The 17,960-nt window shown below is 59.6% G+C and carries 15 protein-coding genes and 1 pseudogene; 11 read left to right on the forward strand and 5 right to left on the reverse strand.

Annotated features, from left to right (window positions below):
- Positions 1-91 precede the first annotated feature (91 nt).
- From HF327_RS19820 to HF327_RS19840, 5 genes are all read left to right on the forward strand, one after another.
- Positions 92-1,894 (forward strand): GspE/PulE family protein, encoded by a 1,803-nt coding sequence (locus HF327_RS19820; RefSeq protein WP_198462098.1) that lies wholly within the window; start codon positions 92-94, stop codon positions 1,892-1,894.
- 381 nt (positions 1,895-2,275) lie between these two features.
- Complete coding sequence (locus tag HF327_RS19825) at positions 2,276-2,764, forward strand: tripartite tricarboxylate transporter TctB family protein (RefSeq protein ID WP_198462099.1); 489 nt, start codon at positions 2,276-2,278, stop codon at positions 2,762-2,764.
- A 15-nt stretch (positions 2,765-2,779) separates the two neighbouring features.
- Positions 2,780-4,291, forward strand: coding sequence for a tripartite tricarboxylate transporter permease (locus HF327_RS19830; RefSeq protein ID WP_198462100.1), 1,512 nt, complete (start codon positions 2,780-2,782; stop codon positions 4,289-4,291).
- Between the two features lie 126 nt (positions 4,292-4,417).
- Complete coding sequence (locus HF327_RS19835) at positions 4,418-5,725, forward strand: DUF3422 family protein (protein WP_198462101.1); 1,308 nt, start codon at positions 4,418-4,420, stop codon at positions 5,723-5,725.
- 102 nt (positions 5,726-5,827) lie between these two features.
- On the forward strand, positions 5,828-6,625 hold the full coding sequence (locus HF327_RS19840; RefSeq protein WP_099738400.1) for an SDR family oxidoreductase: 798 nt from the start codon (positions 5,828-5,830) through the stop codon (positions 6,623-6,625).
- A 61-nt stretch (positions 6,626-6,686) separates the two neighbouring features.
- Here the strand turns inward: HF327_RS19840 and HF327_RS19845 are convergent, their stop codons facing one another.
- Positions 6,687-7,586 carry a DMT family transporter gene (locus HF327_RS19845; protein ID WP_198462102.1) on the reverse strand — a complete coding sequence of 300 codons (900 nt, stop codon included), beginning with the start codon at positions 7,584-7,586 and terminating at the stop codon, positions 6,687-6,689.
- 151 nt (positions 7,587-7,737) lie between these two features.
- Here HF327_RS19845 and HF327_RS19850 point away from each other — a divergent pair, with 151 nt between their 5' ends.
- From HF327_RS19850 to HF327_RS19860, 3 genes are all read left to right on the forward strand, one after another.
- Positions 7,738-8,541 (forward strand): NUDIX hydrolase, encoded by an 804-nt coding sequence (locus HF327_RS19850; RefSeq protein WP_198462103.1) that lies wholly within the window; start codon positions 7,738-7,740, stop codon positions 8,539-8,541.
- 57 nt (positions 8,542-8,598) lie between these two features.
- Positions 8,599-9,153 (forward strand): DUF5672 family protein, encoded by a 555-nt coding sequence (locus tag HF327_RS19855; RefSeq protein WP_198462104.1) that lies wholly within the window; start codon positions 8,599-8,601, stop codon positions 9,151-9,153.
- Between the two features lie 113 nt (positions 9,154-9,266).
- Positions 9,267-9,464, forward strand: a complete 198-nt coding sequence (locus HF327_RS19860; RefSeq protein ID WP_198462105.1) for a hypothetical protein — start codon at positions 9,267-9,269, stop codon at positions 9,462-9,464.
- Here HF327_RS19860 and HF327_RS19865 read toward each other — a convergent pair.
- A complete protein-coding gene (locus tag HF327_RS19865) occupies positions 9,461-11,125 on the reverse strand; it encodes a Na/Pi cotransporter family protein (RefSeq protein ID WP_198462106.1) in 1,665 nt (554 codons plus the stop codon). The two genes, HF327_RS19860 and HF327_RS19865, sit on opposite strands and share 4 nt — an antisense overlap.
- Positions 11,126-11,497: 372 nt before the next feature.
- On the opposite strand from HF327_RS19865, the gene HF327_RS19870 reads away from it, so the two are divergent.
- The gene (locus HF327_RS19870; RefSeq protein ID WP_236024306.1) at positions 11,498-12,058 is read left to right on the forward strand and encodes a hypothetical protein; all 561 of its coding nucleotides are present in this window, start codon (positions 11,498-11,500) and stop codon (positions 12,056-12,058) included.
- Between the two features lie 77 nt (positions 12,059-12,135).
- On the opposite strand, the gene lspA is transcribed toward HF327_RS19870, so the two are convergent.
- From lspA to HF327_RS19885, 3 genes are all read right to left on the reverse strand, one after another.
- Entirely contained in the window at positions 12,136-12,648 is a 513-nt protein-coding gene (gene lspA / locus HF327_RS19875; protein WP_198462107.1) for a signal peptidase II, read from the reverse strand.
- A gap of 117 nt (positions 12,649-12,765) precedes the next feature.
- Positions 12,766-15,621 (reverse strand): isoleucine--tRNA ligase, encoded by a 2,856-nt coding sequence (ileS, locus tag HF327_RS19880; RefSeq protein WP_198462108.1) that lies wholly within the window; start codon positions 15,619-15,621, stop codon positions 12,766-12,768.
- A 106-nt stretch (positions 15,622-15,727) separates the two neighbouring features.
- The gene (locus tag HF327_RS19885; protein ID WP_198462109.1) at positions 15,728-16,789 is read right to left on the reverse strand and encodes a bifunctional riboflavin kinase/FAD synthetase; all 1,062 of its coding nucleotides are present in this window, start codon (positions 16,787-16,789) and stop codon (positions 15,728-15,730) included.
- A 180-nt stretch (positions 16,790-16,969) separates the two neighbouring features.
- On the opposite strand from HF327_RS19885, the gene HF327_RS19890 reads away from it, so the two are divergent.
- Positions 16,970-17,527 carry an HNH endonuclease gene (locus tag HF327_RS19890; RefSeq protein ID WP_198462110.1) on the forward strand — a complete coding sequence of 186 codons (558 nt, stop codon included), beginning with the start codon at positions 16,970-16,972 and terminating at the stop codon, positions 17,525-17,527.
- Between the two features lie 83 nt (positions 17,528-17,610).
- A pseudogene (locus tag HF327_RS19895) lies at positions 17,611-17,960 on the forward strand (bestrophin family protein); the annotation flags it as partial.

Consider the following 17,960-nt stretch of genomic DNA (forward strand, 5'->3'; position numbering starts at 1 on the left):
TCGCATGGATAGGGGCGGCCTAGAGAAGGCGCGCTGAAGCGACTCTCTCGATCGGGGTACATTCAAGGCAGTTCTATCGCCGCAGCCTGCCATGTCATTGACTGAATCCATTTTTCCCCAGCCCATCAAGCCAGCCCGCTACGAAGGTCCTCTGGACTGGCGCATGCTGGTGCGCTGGCTGCAGGATGATGGTGTCATCACTGCGCAGGAGGCTGAGCGCACAGTGATGCGTTGTTCTGCCGCTGAAAGTGCGCAACTGCCACTGGTGCGACTGGCCAATGTGGGCGTAGTCAGCGCGCAGACGCTTAAGCCGCTGGATCTTGAAACCCTGACTCAGTACCTGGCCCAGCGCAGTGGTCTGGCGTATCTGCGCATTGATCCGCTGCGGGTGGATGTGGGCCGCGTGGGTGAGGCCATGAGCGCCAGCTATGCGGAGCGCCACAAGGTGCTGCCTGTGCAGGTCACGTCCAAGGAAGTGGTGATCGCCACAGCTGAGCCCTTTATTACCGACTGGATGGGCGAGGTGGAGCGCCAGGCCCGCCGCAGCGTGCGCTGCGTGGTGGCCAATCCGCTGGATATCAAACGCTATACGGCTGAATTTTTTGCACTGGCCAAGTCAGTGCGTGCGGCTGAAAAAGCCGGTGGTGCCACAGGCGGCGCGAGCTTTGAGCAATTGGTAGAGCTTGGCAAGAGCAGCAAGCAGCTGGATGCGAATGACCAAGGCGTGGTCAAGGTGGTGGACTGGCTGTGGCAATACGCATTTGATCAGCGTGCCAGCGATATTCACCTCGAGCCGCGGCGCGAGCAGGGTGTGATTCGTTTTCGTATTGATGGCGTGCTGCACCCCGTTTATCAAATGCCCATGGGGGTGCTGAATGCCATGGTGGCGCGCGTCAAACTGCTGGGCCGCATGGATGTGGTGGAAAAGCGCCGCCCGCTGGATGGCCGCATCAAGACCCGCAACCCGCGCGGCGAAGAAGTGGAGATGCGCCTTTCCACGCTGCCCACAGCCTTTGGAGAGAAGATGGTGATGCGCATCTTTGACCCTGAAAACACGGTCAAGAACCTCGATGCTCTGGGCTTTAGTGCCCATGATGCGCAGCGCTGGGAAGAACTGGTCAAGCGCCCGCACGGCATTATTTTGGTGACTGGGCCTACAGGCTCGGGCAAGACTACCACGCTGTACTCGACGCTCAAGCGCGTGGCGACTGAAGAGGTCAACGTCAGCACAGTGGAAGACCCCATCGAAATGATCGAGCCCAGTTTCAACCAGACGCAGGTTCAGCCCCAGCTCGATTTCACTTTTACCGAAGGCCTGCGTGCGCTGATGCGCCAGGACCCGGACATCATCATGGTGGGTGAAATTCGTGACCTGGCTACGGCGGAGATGGCCGTGCAGGCGGCGTTGACGGGGCATCTGGTGTTCTCCACCCTGCACACCAACGATGCTCCCAGTGCCGTTAGCCGCTTGATGGAGCTGGGCGTGCCCTCTTACCTGATTAACGCCACGTTGCTGGGCGTGCTGGCCCAGCGGCTGGTGCGCACGCTCTGCGTCAGCTGCAAGGTGCGCGATGAAGCAGCGGCCCCCGATGAGCTGGCCGAAAGCATCAAACCGTGGAAGCTGACCGGTAGCTACCAGCCTTTCAAGCCCGTGGGCTGTGAAGACTGCCGCATGACTGGCTATCGCGGCCGTATGGGCTTGTATGAGCTGCTGATTGTGAGCGAAGGTCTGAAAAAGCAGATTCACGACGCGCCATCCATGGACGTTTTACGCCGTCAGGCCGTGCAGGACGGCATGCGCCCGCTGCGTCTGGCCGGTGCTTTGCGCGTTGCCGAAGGCATCACCACCTTGCCCGAAGTGCTGGCCTGTACGCCGCTGATGAGCGAAATCTGATGACGATTCAACAGCGTGCTTTCGCATCTCTGCGATGCCGCGTTGAGTCGCAATCGGTATGAGTTCGCGGCGATGGGTGCCGCTTTCGCGGGGGGTGAAAGCAAGCCGTTGCGCGAAAAAATCCCCCGAATTTCTCTCCATTCTTAGTGCCCGTGCATTTGCAGGATCGGCACCGAGGAGCGCGTAAATATGTTGCGGGTGTGAGTGCGTGCTTTTTGTATTGTGCAGGCTAATCAAATAGCGCTTTTAAGCCACGCGTGCCGTTAACGCGTACAAAGCGCCTGTCATAGGGTAAGCCCTTTGTAGGTGGAATCCACATCAATTTGGCATTTGTAAGAAACGAGAATCGCCAAGTCGTGATTTCCGTAAGGGGACATTTTTGTGAAAATCAAGAGCCAAAAAGACTTTTTTTCCGGTCTGATGTTCTTGGTCGTCGGACTCGCATTTGCGATCGGCGCATCCAACTACACCATTGGTACTGGCGCACGTATGGGCCCCGGTTACTTTCCGTTGATCCTGGGTGTGCTAATGGCCATCCTGGGTGCAGCCATCTGCTTAGGCGGCCTGACAAAGGGCCCCTCTGATGGCGACAAGATCGGAAAGTGGGCCTGGAAGCCTGTGTTCTTCGTACTGGCTGCCAACTTTGCCTTCGGCATCTTGTTGGTGGGCGTGCCTGCTGTGGGTATCCCTCAGTTCGGTCTGATCATCGCTATCTACGCGCTGGTCTTCATCGCCAGCATGGCCGGACAGACTTTCAATCTCAAGGAAACAGCTGTTCTGGCCACCGTTCTGGCCGTGGGTAGCTATTTCGCTTTCGTGTGGGCGCTGAATCTGCAGTTCCCCGTGTGGCCTAGCTTCATCGCTGGCTAATCAGGAGCAACGTCCATGGATCTGATTAATAACTTGTCGATAGGTTTTGGCGTGGCTTTCACGTTCCAGAACCTGATCTACTGCTTTGTGGGTTGTCTGCTCGGTACGCTGATCGGTGTGCTGCCAGGTATTGGCCCTGTGGCGACGATCGCCATGTTGCTGCCCGCAACCTACGCTCTGCCCCCTGTGGCGGCGCTGATCATGCTGGCCGGTATTTACTACGGCGCCCAGTACGGTGGCTCGACCACCGCCATTCTGGTGAACTTGCCCGGTGAGTCTTCGTCTGTGGTGACCGTGATTGACGGCTACCAGATGGCCCGAAAAGGTCGTGCTGGTCCCGCGCTTGCGGCGGCCGGTATCGGCTCCTTCTTCGCGGGTTGCGTGGGTACCGTCATCTTGGCTGCCTTCGCTCCTCCTCTGACTGAAGTGGCTTTCAAGTTCGGCCCTGCCGAGTACTTCTCGCTGATGACTCTGGGTCTGATCGGTGCCGTGGTGCTGGCTTCCGGCTCGCTGCTCAAGGCGATCGCCATGATCGTGCTGGGTCTGCTGCTGGGCATGGTCGGTACGGACGTGAACTCCGGCGTGGCTCGTTACAGCTTTGATATTCCTGAGCTGACCGACGGTATCGACTTTGTCGTGATCGCCATGGGTGTGTTCGGTTACGGTGAAATTATTGCCAACCTGTCCAAGCCCGACGACGAGCGCGAAGTGTTCGCCGCCAAGGTGACGGGTCTGATGCCTACGGCTGAAGACTTCAAGCGCATGATTCCTGCCATGCTGCGCGGCACGGCTCTGGGTTCGGCTCTGGGCATCTTGCCCGGTGGTGGTGCCATGCTGTCGGCCTTTGCTGCTTACACCATTGAAAAGAAGACCAAGCTGAAGCCCGGGGAAGTTCCTTTCGGTCAAGGCAATATCCGTGGTGTGTGCGCTCCTGAGTCGGCCAACAACGCCGGTTCGCAGACTTCGTTCATTCCGCTGCTGACTCTGGGTATCCCCCCCAACGCCGTGATGGCGCTGATGGTGGGTGCCATGACGATTCACAACATCCAGCCCGGCCCTCAGGTGATGACCAGCAACCCAGAACTGTTCTGGGGTCTGATCGCCTCCATGTGGATTGGTAACCTGATGCTGATCATCTTGAACCTGCCGCTGATCGGCGTCTGGATCAAGCTGCTCACGGTGCCTTACCGCTGGTTGTTCCCTTCCATCGTGTTGTTCTGCGCTATCGGCGTGTACGGTACCAACAACAATGCATGGGACGTGTGGATGGTTGGTATCTTCGGTTTCATCGGCTATGTGTTCCACAAGCTGGGTACCGAACCTGCACCACTGCTGCTGGGCTTCATTCTGGGCCCGATGATGGAAGAAAACCTGCGCCGCGCTCTGCTGCTGTCGCGTGGTGACTGGTCCGTGTTTGTGACACGTCCTATCTCCGCCTGCTTGCTGGCCGCTGCGGTGGTTCTGCTGGTCATCGTTCTGATGCCTGCAGTGAAGAACAAGCGTGAAGAAGCTTTCGTGGAAGACTAAGGTCTTGCCTGACTGCTGAATCAAGTTTGAAGCGGCCCGAAAGGGCCGCTTTTTTTATCTGGGGACTTTTGCTCGGGAAAATACGGATTCGGGCTGCAAAATAGATGCAGTTACTGGAAAGATTGCATGGCCTTGTCTTTATTGCCCGCGCAGCACCCTCAGCGGGTCTTGCTGCACAACGAAATCCACGCCCGTCCTGCGGAAATCATGCAGGCGCCGCTGGCCATCACGCATATCGTGATGTTGACCGATGCTGCCCAGCGCGAGGCCAGCCGCGAGCATGTGGCGGCGCTGCTGCGAAACCATCATCGCCCCTTGCCCGATGCGGCCACCACCCATGTACTGATCGACCTGGGGGCATTTCACCTGCGCTGGGAGCAGCACACCGAATTTGTGGCCTGGACCTTCACCACGCCCATGGCGCAAGCCGCCGTGGCCGATGTGCGCGAGCCCGAAACCGCCATTGATGCCGTGCCGCAAGACTGGGTGGCGAGTTTGCCCGGCCATTGCCTGAGCAGTCTGCACCTGTGGGCGCTGAATGAGCAGGATGTGGATGCGCCGCACCTGATCCGCCACATGCTGCATGCCGATACCCTTGTCGGCTCGCGCGTGTCGGGCGATGCAGGTTCTATCTATACCGACTTTGCCATTCACCCCGATGGCTTCTCGCGCATGCTGCTGCTGGCGGGCGCCAGCCTGACGCCACGCCGTCTGGGGCGGCTGGTGCAGCGTGTGCTGGAGATTGAAACCTACCGCATGGCCGCGCTGCTGGGTCTGCCCGCTGCGCGCAAGGCTGCTGCAGTGCTGGCGACGGCAGAGCGGGAATTGGCCGAGCTGGCGCATGCCATCCGCGCTGCAGACCGCGATGCCGAGCCTGCTTTGCTGGATCGGCTGACGCGCCTGGCCGGTCAGGTCGAGAGCGAATATGCGGCCACGCATTCGCGTTTTTCGGCCAGCTCGGCCTATTTTGAGCTGGTCGACCGCCGCATTCAGGAGATTCAGGAAACCCGGCTGAGTGGCATTCAGACCATTCGCGAGTTCATGGATAGGCGGCTGACTCCTGCCCGCGCCACCTGTGAGTGGGCCACGCGTCGCCAGAATGCGCTGTCTGAACGGGTCTCCCGTGTCAGCAGTCTGCTGCGCACGCGCGTCGAGATTGAGCAGCAGCAAAGCAGCCAGGAGCTGCTGGGTACCATGAATGACCGCCAGGGCACGCAGCTCAAGCTGCAGTCCACGGTGGAGGGCTTGTCCGTCGCTGCAATTACCTACTACATCACCGGTCTCATCAGCTATCTGGCCAAGGGAGCTCAGAAGCTGGGCTGGCCCTGGTCGCCTGAATCGACTGCGGCCGTGGCCATTCCGGTGGTGGCTTTTTGCGTCTGGTGGTCGCTGCGCAGGCTGCACCACAAGCTGTTTCATGGACGTCAGTCATGAAATTGATCGCTAGCGCTTATCAATAAAGCGCTGGAAGCTATAAATTTTGATACTTCCGGGCTGGCATGGCCCGGTCTGATAACTGTGTGAAAGGACTTTGAAATGGACTTTGGTATCACCGGCCGCTGGGCATTGGTCTGCGGCGCCAGCAAGGGCTTGGGTTTTGGCTGCGCCAAGGCGTTGGCTGAAGAGGGCGTGAATCTGGTCATCAACGGCAGAAATCCCGAAGCACTGCAGACTGCCGTGCAAAAGCTGCAAGCCATTGCTCCGCAGATCAAGGTGATCGGCGTGGCAGCGGATATCACCACGCCCGAAGGGCGCACGGCCGTGTTTGAAGCCGCTGGCGGTCCGGGCAAGGACTACGACATTGTCGTGACCAATGCCGGTGGCCCGCCCACAGGCGACTTCCGCACCTGGGACCGCGAAGCATGGATCAAGGCGGTGGACGCGAACATGCTGACCCCCATTGAGCTGATCAAGGCCACGGTGGACGGCATGGCCGAGCGCGGCTTTGGCCGCATCGTCAACATTACCTCCAGCGCGGTGAAGGCACCCATCGACATTCTGGGCCTGTCCAACGGTGCACGCAGCGGGCTGACGGGCTTTGTGGCGGGTCTGGCTCGCTCTGGCATTGCCGCCAAGGGCGTGACCATCAACAACATCCTGCCCGGCAAGTTTGATACCGACCGTCTGGTGGCCACCCATCAGGCGGCGGCGACCAAAACGGGCCAGGCGCTGGACGCGGTGCGTCAGGCTCAGGCCGCGCAAATTCCGGCCAAGCGCTTTGGCACGGCTGAAGAATTCGGTGCGATCTGCGCCTTCCTCTGCAGCCGTCAGGCTGGTTACATGACGGGTCAGAACCTGCTGCCCGACGGTGGTCTGTACCCTGGCACTTATTGATCGTTCATTGAGCGCATCTGAAAAGCCTCGCATTGCGAGGCTTTTTTATGGCTCTCTCTGCTTATTTGCGGGACGAAACCACGATGCCGGCCACGATCAAGGCAAAGGCCATGCCGTGATACAGGTGCGGCGTCTCGCCCAGCACGGGAATGGAGAGCAGTGCTGTAAACAGCGGGATGAGATTGCCAAAGAATCCTGCAATGGCCGGTGTGGAGCGCTGCACGCCCATGCCCCAGAAACGGTAGGCCAGAATGGCCGGGCCTATGGCAATGAAGAGCAAAGTGCCCAGCAGCGGCCAGCCCGCCACAAAGCGAAAACCACCCAGAGCCGCTTCAGCCCCCGTAAACAGGCCCGACCACAGCAGTCCAAACAGAATCTGCGCCAACAGAAAGCTCGCCCAGTGCGACTTCACTTGCTGCGGCCCGGTGCTGCGCGAGAGCAGCCAGGTGTAGAACGCCCAGGCAATCGTCGCCAGCACCATGAATAAGTCGCCCGCCACAAAGCGCAGGTTCAGCAGCGTTTGCAGATCACCACGTGACATGACCATCACAACGCCCAGCACGGACAGCAGGGCGCCGCTCATCTGCTTGCGGCTGACAGGAGTTCTCCAGCACAGGCGGCCAATCGCCAGCATCCACACCGGCATGCTGGAGCCGACCAGCGTCACGTTGAGTGGCGTAGAAGTCTTGAGCGCCAGATACAGCAAGGCGTTGTAGCAGCCAATGCCCAGCAGACCCAGCAACATGTACTGGCGCCACAGCGGCCAGATGGGGCTGTCTTTGCGCAGCACTCTCCAGGCCAGTGGCAGCAGCAGGACAAAGGCGATGCACCAGCGAAAGAAGTTCAGCGCAAATGGCGAGATCAGGTCTTGGGCAAGGCGGCCCACAATCGCATTACCAGCCCACAGCGCAGGAGCCAGGCTGAGCATGGCGACCGTGGAGGGTTTCAGGGAAGAATTCATGGAGTGCCACTTTAATGCGGTGGTCACGGGTGCTGATACCTATACATGCCCAGATGGTGCTTGGCAGGGGATGGATATCAGTCATCAATGGTGATGCAAGCCATGACGCTTTGCGAAAGCTGGTGACAATGAGCAGCATTGGAGATTGGCAATGAAGCAACAAACATCGGCTTGGCTGCAGACGCAGCGCCTGCTGGCTCATCAGCAGCCTGAGAGGCCCAGACATGGGTTGTCTGTAGAGGGTGAGCTGATTGGCAGCATCGAGGAGTCATTGGTCGGGCAACTGGGCGCTGATGCGCTCAAGCAGTACGGCTTGGAACTTCACTGGCGCAACGACACCTGGGTTCTGGATGGGCAGGCTGATTGCACGCTCAGGCTCAATCAACTGGCGAAGCTCATGCGTGCGCAAGGCCTGGCCGGAGCCTGGCGTGATGAGCAATTGCTGGTTTGCAATGCGGCTGGGCTGAAGATGGCCACGATTGAGCGCGGTGCCGTGCGGCCGCTGGGCATTGCCACGCACGCGGTGCATCTGGTTGGCTACGGTGAGGACGGCGCGCTCTGGGTGCAGCAGCGCTCAGAAGACAAGGCCAACAACCCCGGCATGTGGGACACCTTGATGGGGGGAATGGTCTCTGCCCAAGACAGCCTGCCCGAGGCGCTGGCGCGGGAGACCTGGGAAGAGGCGGGCCTGCACCTGACCGAGCTGGCGCAGGTCGCACATGGCGGATCCATCGAATTTTCCAGACCCAGTGATGAGGCCGAAGGCCAAGGCTATATGGTCGAGCGCATAGATTGGTTTTCTGCGCTGGTGCCCGATGTGCTGCAGCCTGTGAATCAGGATGGGGAGGTACAGCGCTTTGAGAGGCTGACTTTAAGTGCGCTGGAAGACTGGCTGGTGCAGGGGCGCTTTACGCCCGAGGCATCGCTGGTGCTGGCGAGCTATATGGGCTGGTAGCCACGGCCGCAGTTTTCGGGTTTCCGGCGAGGGGGGAACTGGTCACAATGGATGTCCATGCCAGAACCCACCCACATCTCCGCAGAATCTGCGCGTCGCATCACGATTGTCTCCGTCACAGGCTTGGCTGATGCAAAGGCCGCAGGCTGGGCACTGGCCTTGAGCCAGGCGCAAATGCCCGGCTGCAGGGCACTGCTGTGCAGTCCCGCCAGGCCCACAGACTTGCCGCCCTCCGTGGAGCATCGCGCTATCGCTCCTATGGACTATCAAGGCTATAGCTGGTTCATGCTGTTCATGCTCTGGCGCGTGATCGAGACCGAATTTGCGCTGGTCGTGCAAGACGATGGCTGGGTGCTGGATGGCCGCCTCTGGCGCGATGACTATCTGCATTACGACTACATTGGCGCGCCTGTGCATCTGGCACGTGTCTATAGCCGTGATGGCGACTACTGGAGCCGTCGCTTTGAGTGGACATATGGCGTGCCAGACGGGCATCAGGCTGTGCCTGTGCTCAATGGGGGGTTCAGTCTGCGCAGCCGCAAGCTGATGCGCGTGTTTGCTGAGAATCCAGCGCTGCGGGTGGAGGTTTCTGCGCCAGACTGGTTTTCCTAGTCGCGGTTGCAGTTTGGCTGGGCTGGCGATGTGCTCAATGAGGACGTGCAGCTCAGCGGTGTTTTACGCCCCTTGAGGTTGCGCTTGGTTTTGCGATTGAGCATGCAAGCCCCTTGCACTCAGGTGCCGATGCATTGGGGATTTTTGGGCATCATTCGCGTAACCGGCAACTGGCCTCGCTGCACCCGCTGACAGTTCGCAGCCATTGCTCACGTGCAGACATCGAAGCCATGTATGGCGAGCCTGACCTGATGCGGATGATGGAAGCGCGTGGCTACCAGATTCGCTATGCCGATCCAGGCAACGCTTAACGCTGAGTGTCCGTAATCACAGGCTTCAAGCGATTCGGTGCCAGCGCCCCGGCCTGCTCCAGAATGGGATAGGCGACCGAGCACAGCAGGGAGTTGATGCGCTTCAAGTCGCTGATCATGTCGATATGCAGCGAGCTGGTTTCGATGCTGTTGACGGTGTGTTGCGACAGACGCTCCAGGTGGGTGGCGGAGTAGGCCAGCTCCAGGTCGCGAAAGCGTGCTTTTTCTTCCAGCAGCTTCTGCGCTTCACGCACATTGCCGTTGAGGAAGACGCTCATGGCCAAGCGCAGGTTATCCAGCAGGTGCTGAGTCAGCTCGTGAATTTCCTGCATACCGGCTTGAGAGAACTTGCGGCCCTTTTTGATCTTTTTATCTTCCAGGTCCAGCAGCACGCGCTCGATGATGTCGCCGATCTGCTCCATATTGATGGTGAAGCTGATGATTTCCGTCCAGCGCTGACCTTCTCGCTCGTCCAGTTCGGCACGCGAGATCTTGGTCATGTAGTACTTGATGGCAGAGTACAAATCGTCCACCGTACCTTCCAGGTTGCGCACTTCTTCGGAGAGTTTGACGTCATCGGTCTCGGCCACTTTTTGCAGGCCGATCAGCATGGACTCGATCACGTCAGCCTGATGCAGTGACTCACGCACAGCGCAGGTAATGGCCAGTGATGGCGTGGAGAGCGCCGAAGGGTCCAGGTGGCGGGGCCGCAGCAGCGTAGAGGTGCTTTCATCCTCCGGTTTGGGCAGGATGGCCGTGACCCAGCGGGCAACGACCTGGGTCAGCCCAATAAAGCACAGGCTGTTGAAGATATTAAAGGCCAGGTGGAACATCACCACGTTCTGGCCGCCGTTGGGCAGGTAGACCTGCACGTATTGCGTCCATAGCCCGATGAAGGGCGCAACAATGGCTACGCCCATGATCTTGAACAGCAGATTACCGATGGTGACCTGGCGCTCCTCGACGGCAGACTTGGCCGTGGTGATCGCTGCGACCAGTCCGCTGCCCAGGTTGGCACCCAGTGTCAGGCCCAGCGCCACATCAATGGGAATGGCACCTGAGCTTGCCATGGCGGCAATCAGCAGCACCACGGCCAGGCTGGAATAGGACACCACGGCCAGCACGGCTCCTAGCAGCAGCTCCATGAAGAGATCGCTGCTAACGGAGGCCAGCAAGGTGCGAACGGCAGGCGCTTGCAGCAAGGGCTCGGTCGCCTCGACCACCAGACGCAGGGCCAGCAGCATCAGGCCCAGACCAATCAACACGCGGCCGATGCGACCGGGTTTCGAGTCTTTGCGCGTGATGTAGAGCAGCACGCCGACAAAAATAAACAGGGGGGACAGCCACGACAGATCGGCCGAGAACAGCACGGCCATCATGGCGGTGCCTACGTCTGCGCCGCGCATGACAGCAAGCGCTGATGGCAAGGAAATCAGGCCCTGACCCACGAAGGACGAGGTCATGAGCGATGTGGCTGTGCTGGACTGCACCAGAGCGGTGACACCCATGCCCGAGAGCGCTGCCGAAAAGCGGTTGCTCATGCTGCGAGCAAGAATGTTGCGCAGGTTTGCGCCAAAGACCTGCAGAACGCCGGTGCGAACCATCTGAGAGCCCCAGATCAACAGGGCAATGGCTGCTAAAAGATTCAATAAATGCTTCATGTTCTGCCCGCGGAGGAGCGATCTAATATACCCCTGAGAAGGGGTAGTCTGCTTGGATTGACTTGTGTTAACGCACAAACAAGTGCGAAATAAAGAACACAATAGAACAAAAGCGAACGGTTTCAAACATCGTTTTCACGGATGAAGCAGACTGAATCTCTCCCGAGTCTTGTGACATTGCTTGTATAAGCCGCTACGAAAAGGTGCTTCATGATTCCTGGTGCAGGGGGCGCAGCAGCCGCAGGTTTTTTGTTGATGGTTCTGGCTGCGCTATTAGGCGCTTTCTTGCTGTCATAGTGGGGCTGGCGGCTGTGGCACGCGCGGCGCGGTACGCCCAGGCCGCCGCTGGCGGTGTGGCAATGGATTGCGGCCGTGGTCTTGTCCGTGCTACCCATATCGACAGGGGTGATGCTGGTGCAGATGGAGTTGAGCCAGCGCTATGGCGATGCGCAGATAGCCGAGCAGGAGCGGCTGATGCACATCACGCTGACTCGCGCTGTGGTCTGGGGTGATATCACCTTGCCGGCGGGCAGTCATGTGTATCGCGATATGCCGGCAGGCGGTGTGGAGCGTGCTGACGGTCAGCCCGATCTGCGCACGGTGCAGGACATTCGCTTTCCCGTGCCGGTAGAACTGGGCGGGCTATGGGTCAATGCCCTGAGCCTGACGGGCCAGCTGACTCTGGAGTTGTCCAGGCCGCAGCAGTTTGCGGCGCATAAGGGGCGACCTGCCGAGGATTGTGCGGCGGGGTATATGGTGCAGTTCAATGCCAGGCAGGAGCGTGACCCCTTCGTCATCCCTGAGAAAGCACAGACGCTGGCGCTGGCCGATTGGGTGCTGGATACCTGCTATCAAACCCATCCCATTTCGGTGCGCTGCTGGAAGGATGGACAACTGGTCTGGGCCGATGTCCCTGAGTATGAACCTCAGTAAAAAAGCCGCAGACCCAGAGGTTTGCGGCTTTTAAAAAGATAGCGGTTTGCGCTTATTGGGCGCTGGCTTGGCCTTTCTCAGGCTTGATTCTTGGCGCGTCTGGCGCGCAAGATTTCATCCAGAATCAGCAAAACAGCGCCTAGCGTGATGGCCATATCTGCCACATTGAAGGCCGGAAAGTGACTGCGGCCCCAGAAGAAGTCCAGAAAGTCCACCACATAGCCGTGCTGCAGGCGGTCCACCACGTTGCCAATGGCACCGCCCAGAATGCTGGACAGCGACAGGCAGAACATTTTTTCATTGGGGTTCTTGCGCAACTGCCAGACGATGAGCACGGTAGCGACGACGCCAATGCCCACAAACAACCAGCGCTGCCAGCCGCTGCCATCGGCCAGAAAGGAGAAGGCTGCGCCCGTGTTGTGCGCACGCACGATGTTGAAGAAGCTGGTGATGGGCGTCCAGTCCCCCAGCTGGTAATGGGCCAGGATGATCTGCTTGGTGATCTGGTCCACGCCGATGATGACAAGCGCCCACAAAAGCCAGGGCCAGATTCGGCCAAAGCCTGCGGAAGATGTCTGGGTGTTGCTCATGACAGCTCTTTGCTAATGATTTTTGATAGCGGATGGCGCCTGATTTAAAAAGGTTTCAGCGTTATTTGATGCTGAAAGATTCTGCCAGCAGGCGCTGGCAGCTCACTTTTTAAAGGCTTAGGCCTTGGTGCGCACTTCACCATCGCCATGCAGATTGCTGTCGCAACGGCCGCACAGGGTGGGGTGCTCGGGGTTCACACCCACGTCTTCGCGGTAGTGCCAGCAGCGCTCGCATTTGGCGTTCTCGCTCACCTTCACCGTAGTCTGCAATGCATCGCCAGCCACCGCGTTGGCGGCGGAGGTGATGAAGACAAACTTCAGGTCATCCGCCAGCGATTGCAGCAAAGCCAGGTCTTCGGGCTGTGCGGACAGCGTGATTTCGGCCTGCAGGGACGAGCCCAGCTTGCCATCGGCGCGCACGTTCTCGATGTCCTTGTTGACCACGTTGCGGATTTCGCACAGACGCGTCCACTTGGCCAGCAGGGCTTCGTCGCCTTCGGGCAGGTCGGTGAACTTCTCCAGAAAGATGGTTTCGCCGGTGCCAAAAATCTTCCATGCCTCTTCGGCGGTGAAGGACAGGAATGGTGCCATCCAGCGCAGCAGCGCGTGGGTGATCTGGTGCAGCGCGGTCTGGGCCGAGCGGCGGGCCAGGCTCTTGGGCGCGCTGGTGTACAGACGATCCTTGAGCACGTCCAGGTAGAAGCCGCCCAGATCTTCCGAGCAGAACAGCTGAATCTTGGCCACCACGGGGTGGAACTCATAGACCTGATAGTGGCCGATGATTTCCTTTTGCAGTTGCGCCGCACGAGCCAGCGCGTACTGGTCGATTTCCAGCATGTCGCCATAGGCCACGGCATCGGTGGTCACGTCAAAGTCGCTGACGTTGGCCAGCAAGAAACGCAGCGTGTTGCGGATGCGGCGGTAGCCGTCCACCACGCGGGCCAGGATCTTGTCGTCGATGCCCAGATCGCCCGAGTAATCGGTGGCCGCCACCCACAGGCGGATGATTTCAGCGCCCATCTTGTTGCTGACGTCTTGCGGTGCCACGGTGTTGCCCACGGACTTGGACATCTTCTTGCCCTGACCGTCCACCGTGAAACCATGGGTCAGCAGGCCCTTGTACGGGGCGCGGCCAAAGATGGCCGAGGCCAGCAGCAGCGAAGAGTGGAACCAGCCGCGGTGCTGATCGTGACCTTCCAGGTACAGGTCGGCTTCGGGGCCCTGGTCGTGGTGCATGTCGTTGTGCGTGCCGCGCATCACATGCCAGAAAGTGCTGCCAGAGTCGAACCAGACCTCCAGAATGTCGGTGCTCTTGGTGTATTGCTTGGCTTCTTCAGCGCCCAGGATTTCTTCGGTGGTCACGCGGCTCCAGGCCTCGATGCCGCCTTGCTCGATCATGTCGGCCGCCTGGTCGATGATCTCCATGGTGCGCGGGTGCAGCGCGCCCGTGTCCACATGCAGGAAGAAGGGGATGGGCACGCCCCACGAGCGCTGGCGCGAGATGCACCAGTCGGGACGACCGGCGATCATGGCGCGCAGGCGGTCCTGACCGTTTTCAGGGTAGAAGCTGGTCTGCTCGATGGCTTCCAGCGCGATCTGGCGCAGAGTCTTTTCGGGCTTCTGGGCGGGATCGGTGAACACGCCTTCGCCTTCATCCATGCGGATGAACCACTGCGCTGCAGCGCGGTAGATGACGGGCGTCTTGTGGCGCCAGCAATGGGGGTAGCTGTGCTCCAGGCTGGTGGTGTCCATCAGGCGGTTGGCGACCTTCAGCGCATCCAGAATGACGGGCACAGCTTTCCAGATGTACTGGCCGCCGAACATGGGCAGATCGGCTGCGTACACGCCGTTGCCCTGCACGGGGTTCAGGATGTCCTTGTAGTCCATGCCGTTGCTGATGCAGGAGTTGAAGTCATCCACGCCATAGGCAGGAGCCGAGTGCACGATACCGGTACCGTCGTCGGCCGTGGCGTAGTCGGCCAGGTACACGGGCGAGATACGGTCAAAACCCTTGTCCACATGGGCCAGCGGGTGCTTGAAGGGCATGTGATCCAGCGCCTTGCCTTGGGCGGTGGCGACCACGGTGCCTTCCAGCTTCCAGCGGGCCAGGCATTTTTCGACCAGAGCGGAAGCCACGATCAGCAGGCCGCGCTCGGTATCGACCAGACTGTATTCCAGATCGGGGTTGACGTTCAGCGCCTGATTGGCGGGGATGGTCCAGGCCGTGGTCGTCCAGATGACGATGAAGGCTTGCTTGTTCAGCTGGGGCAGGCCAAAGGCTGCGGCCAGCTTGGCAGGCTCGGCAGCGGGGAACATCACGTCCAGAGTCTGGCTTTGCTTGTCCTGGTATTCGATTTCGAATTCGGCCAGTGACGAGGCGCAGTCAAAGCACCAGTACACGGGCTTCAGGCCGCGGTAGACAAAGCCACGCTCCATCACCTTCTTCAAGGCGCGCAACTCCAGCGCCTCGTTGGCGTAGTTCATGGTCTTGTAGGGGTTGTTCCAGTCGCCCAGCACGCCCAGACGCTTGAAGTCCACCATTTGCTGCTCGATTTGCTCGGTGGCAAAGGCGCGGCTCTTGGCCTGCATCTCGTCGCGGGGCAGGTTGCGGCCATGCAGTTTTTCGATGGCGTTTTCGATGGGCAGGCCGTGGCAGTCCCAGCCGGGCACATAGCGTGCATCAAAACCTTCCAGTTGGCGGCTCTTGACGATCATGTCCTTCAAGATCTTGTTCACGGCATGGCCGATGTGGATCTTGCCGTTGGCGTAGGGAGGGCCGTCATGCAAGATGAACATAGGCGTGCCCTTGCGTGCCACGCGAAGCTTTTGATAGGTGCCTTGCTCGTCCCATTCCTTGGCCCACGCCGGCTCGCGCTTGGGCAGGTCGCCGCGCATGGGGAAAGGGGTGTCGGGCATGTTCAGCGTGCTGCGATAGACAGACGCTTCGGGCTTGTTGGACTTCGAATCAGACATGGGAAACCTTGAGAGCAATACTGGGCCCGGGCAGGGTTGCCTGGGCGTGAATGATGAGGTGAGCGCCAGATGCGCTGCCGCGCCTATGGCGTGCGAGCAGCGAGCGTCAAATTCGGTCGCGCGTGGTCTGGCGACGAGTCTCTGTGTGTGCAGAAGTATGAGACGGCGTGTGGCCGGAGGCGAAAAACGCGTGCGCGTCATCGCAGTCCTTGGCGATGCCTGCCGTCAGGGCATCGAGACTGTCATACTTCAGCTCGTCGTGCAGTTTGTGCAGAAGTTCCACGCGGATGATTTTACCGTAGGCACCTTCCCCTCCCAGCTGTGCGGGCCAATCAAAACAGTGGGTCTCCAGCAGCACGCGTCCGCCGTTGATGTCATTGGGGTCCAGAGAAGGGCGCACGCCCAGGTTGGCGACACCGCGCAGCGGCTGGTCCGACAGTCCATGCACCAGCACCGCAAAAATACCGCTGGCCGCGGGTTTCCAGTGGTCAAAGCGCAGGTTCAGGGTGCGAAAACCGTCATTGGCACCGTCTTGGGATTCGGCCAGTTTGCGGCCCAGTTTGCGGCCGTGAACCACATGGCCCGATATTCTGTACGGGTGGCCCAGCAACTTGGCGGCCTGCTGCATATCTCCGGCAGCCAGGGCTGCCCGCACCTCGGTGCTGGAGACGCGCAGGCCGTGGACTTCATAGCTGTTCATGCGCGCCACATCAAAGCCCAGAGCCTGCCCAGCGTTGTCCAGCATGGCGTAGTCGCCGGCACGCTTGTTGCCAAAGCGGAAATCATCGCCCACGAGTACGTATCTGGCACCCAGACCAGAAATCAGTACATCCTGAATAAAGTCTTCGGGGCGCTGGCTGGCCAGAGACTCGTTGAAGGGCAGGATCACGACCTGATCGACGCCGCAAATCTCCAGCTGACTGAGCTTGTCGCGCAGCGTGCCCACGCGCGCCGGTGCCAGATCGGGCTTGCCCAGTTTTTGTGCAAAGTAGTCACGCGGGTGCGGCTCAAAGGTCATCGCGCAGCTGGGAATACCACGCTGGGCGGCTTCTGCCTTGAGCAGGCCGAGCATGGCTTGATGTCCCCGGTGCACACCATCAAAATTGCCAATGGTCACGGCGCAGGCGGGGGCCAGTCCGGGATGATTTATACCGCGAAAAATCTTCATGGGCTGCTTTGTTATTTGTAGCAGCTAGCGCCTATGCGTGCGGCGCAAGCCGTCTATTTGACATAATTTCAGAGTATATTGCTTCAATGAATGCAGCTGGGGAGGCTGCATAGCTCTGCTGAAAAGCGCCAAGACGCTTGTCCGTTTTCTGTGGTCGATCTGACTGACTGGAGGCGTGTTGTGAAAGTCTTGAAGCTGACAGCCCAGGGGCTGCCGCAGTCCTGGGTAACGCTGGAGCAAGCGGCGCTGCACTATGCAGCTGAAGATGTGCGCTGGGAAGCCGGTGCCGAAATCGCCTGCTTTCGGGGTGGCCACAATGCGGTGACCGGCAAGCAGTCAGTCATTCACATCAACTCCATCATTGGCACCAAGGGCATGCCGAATATCAACCCGCACGAGTTGCTGCCGGGTCTGACCAACGGCAAGCTCTTTACGCGTGACCACTGCGTCTGCGCCTATTGCGGGCGCCAGTTCCATGAGGGCGACCTGACGCGCGAGCATATTCTTCCCGCCAGTGCCGGCGGCCAGAACACTTGGATGAATCTGGTCACTGCCTGCCGTTCCTGTAATCACCGCAAGGGTGCTAGAACGCCCGAGCAGGCGCGCATGCCGCTGCTCTACACTCCCTACACCCCGACGTTGTGGGAAGACTTCATTTTGAGAAACCGCCGCATTCTGGCCGACCAGATGGAATTCCTCGTCGCCCACGTGCCGCGCGGATCACGCTGGCGCAGTTGAGCAAGATAGTGGGAGTTTGCTGCGCTGGCTGAAAGCTCCCGGGGTCTGTGATTGAATTGGGGTTTATACCTATCTAGGTTTTCATGATCGTCAGAGATCGCCCATCGGGCTTCAGGCTGTTTTGGATTGTCCGGGGCTCGGTGCTGCAACGCATCAAAAGTGTGCTGGCCGTGAACGTCGTGCTTGCCGTCATCGTCACGGTGGCCCACGGCACCCTTTTTCATACCAAGATTCCCATCACGCCAATCCCGTTCACACTGATCGGTCTGCCTCTGGCGATTTTTCTGGGCTTTCGCAACAACACTGCCTACTCACGCTACTGGGAAGGGCGCAAGCTCTGGGGTGAAATCGTTATCTACGCACGCACTCTGTCGCGCCAGTGCCAGAGCCTGATTGAAGCCGATCACCCCATTGTGAATCGCACCGGCTTCCG

The organism is Comamonas suwonensis (assembly GCF_012844455.2).
Lineage (GTDB): Bacteria > Pseudomonadota > Gammaproteobacteria > Burkholderiales > Burkholderiaceae_C > Comamonas > Comamonas suwonensis.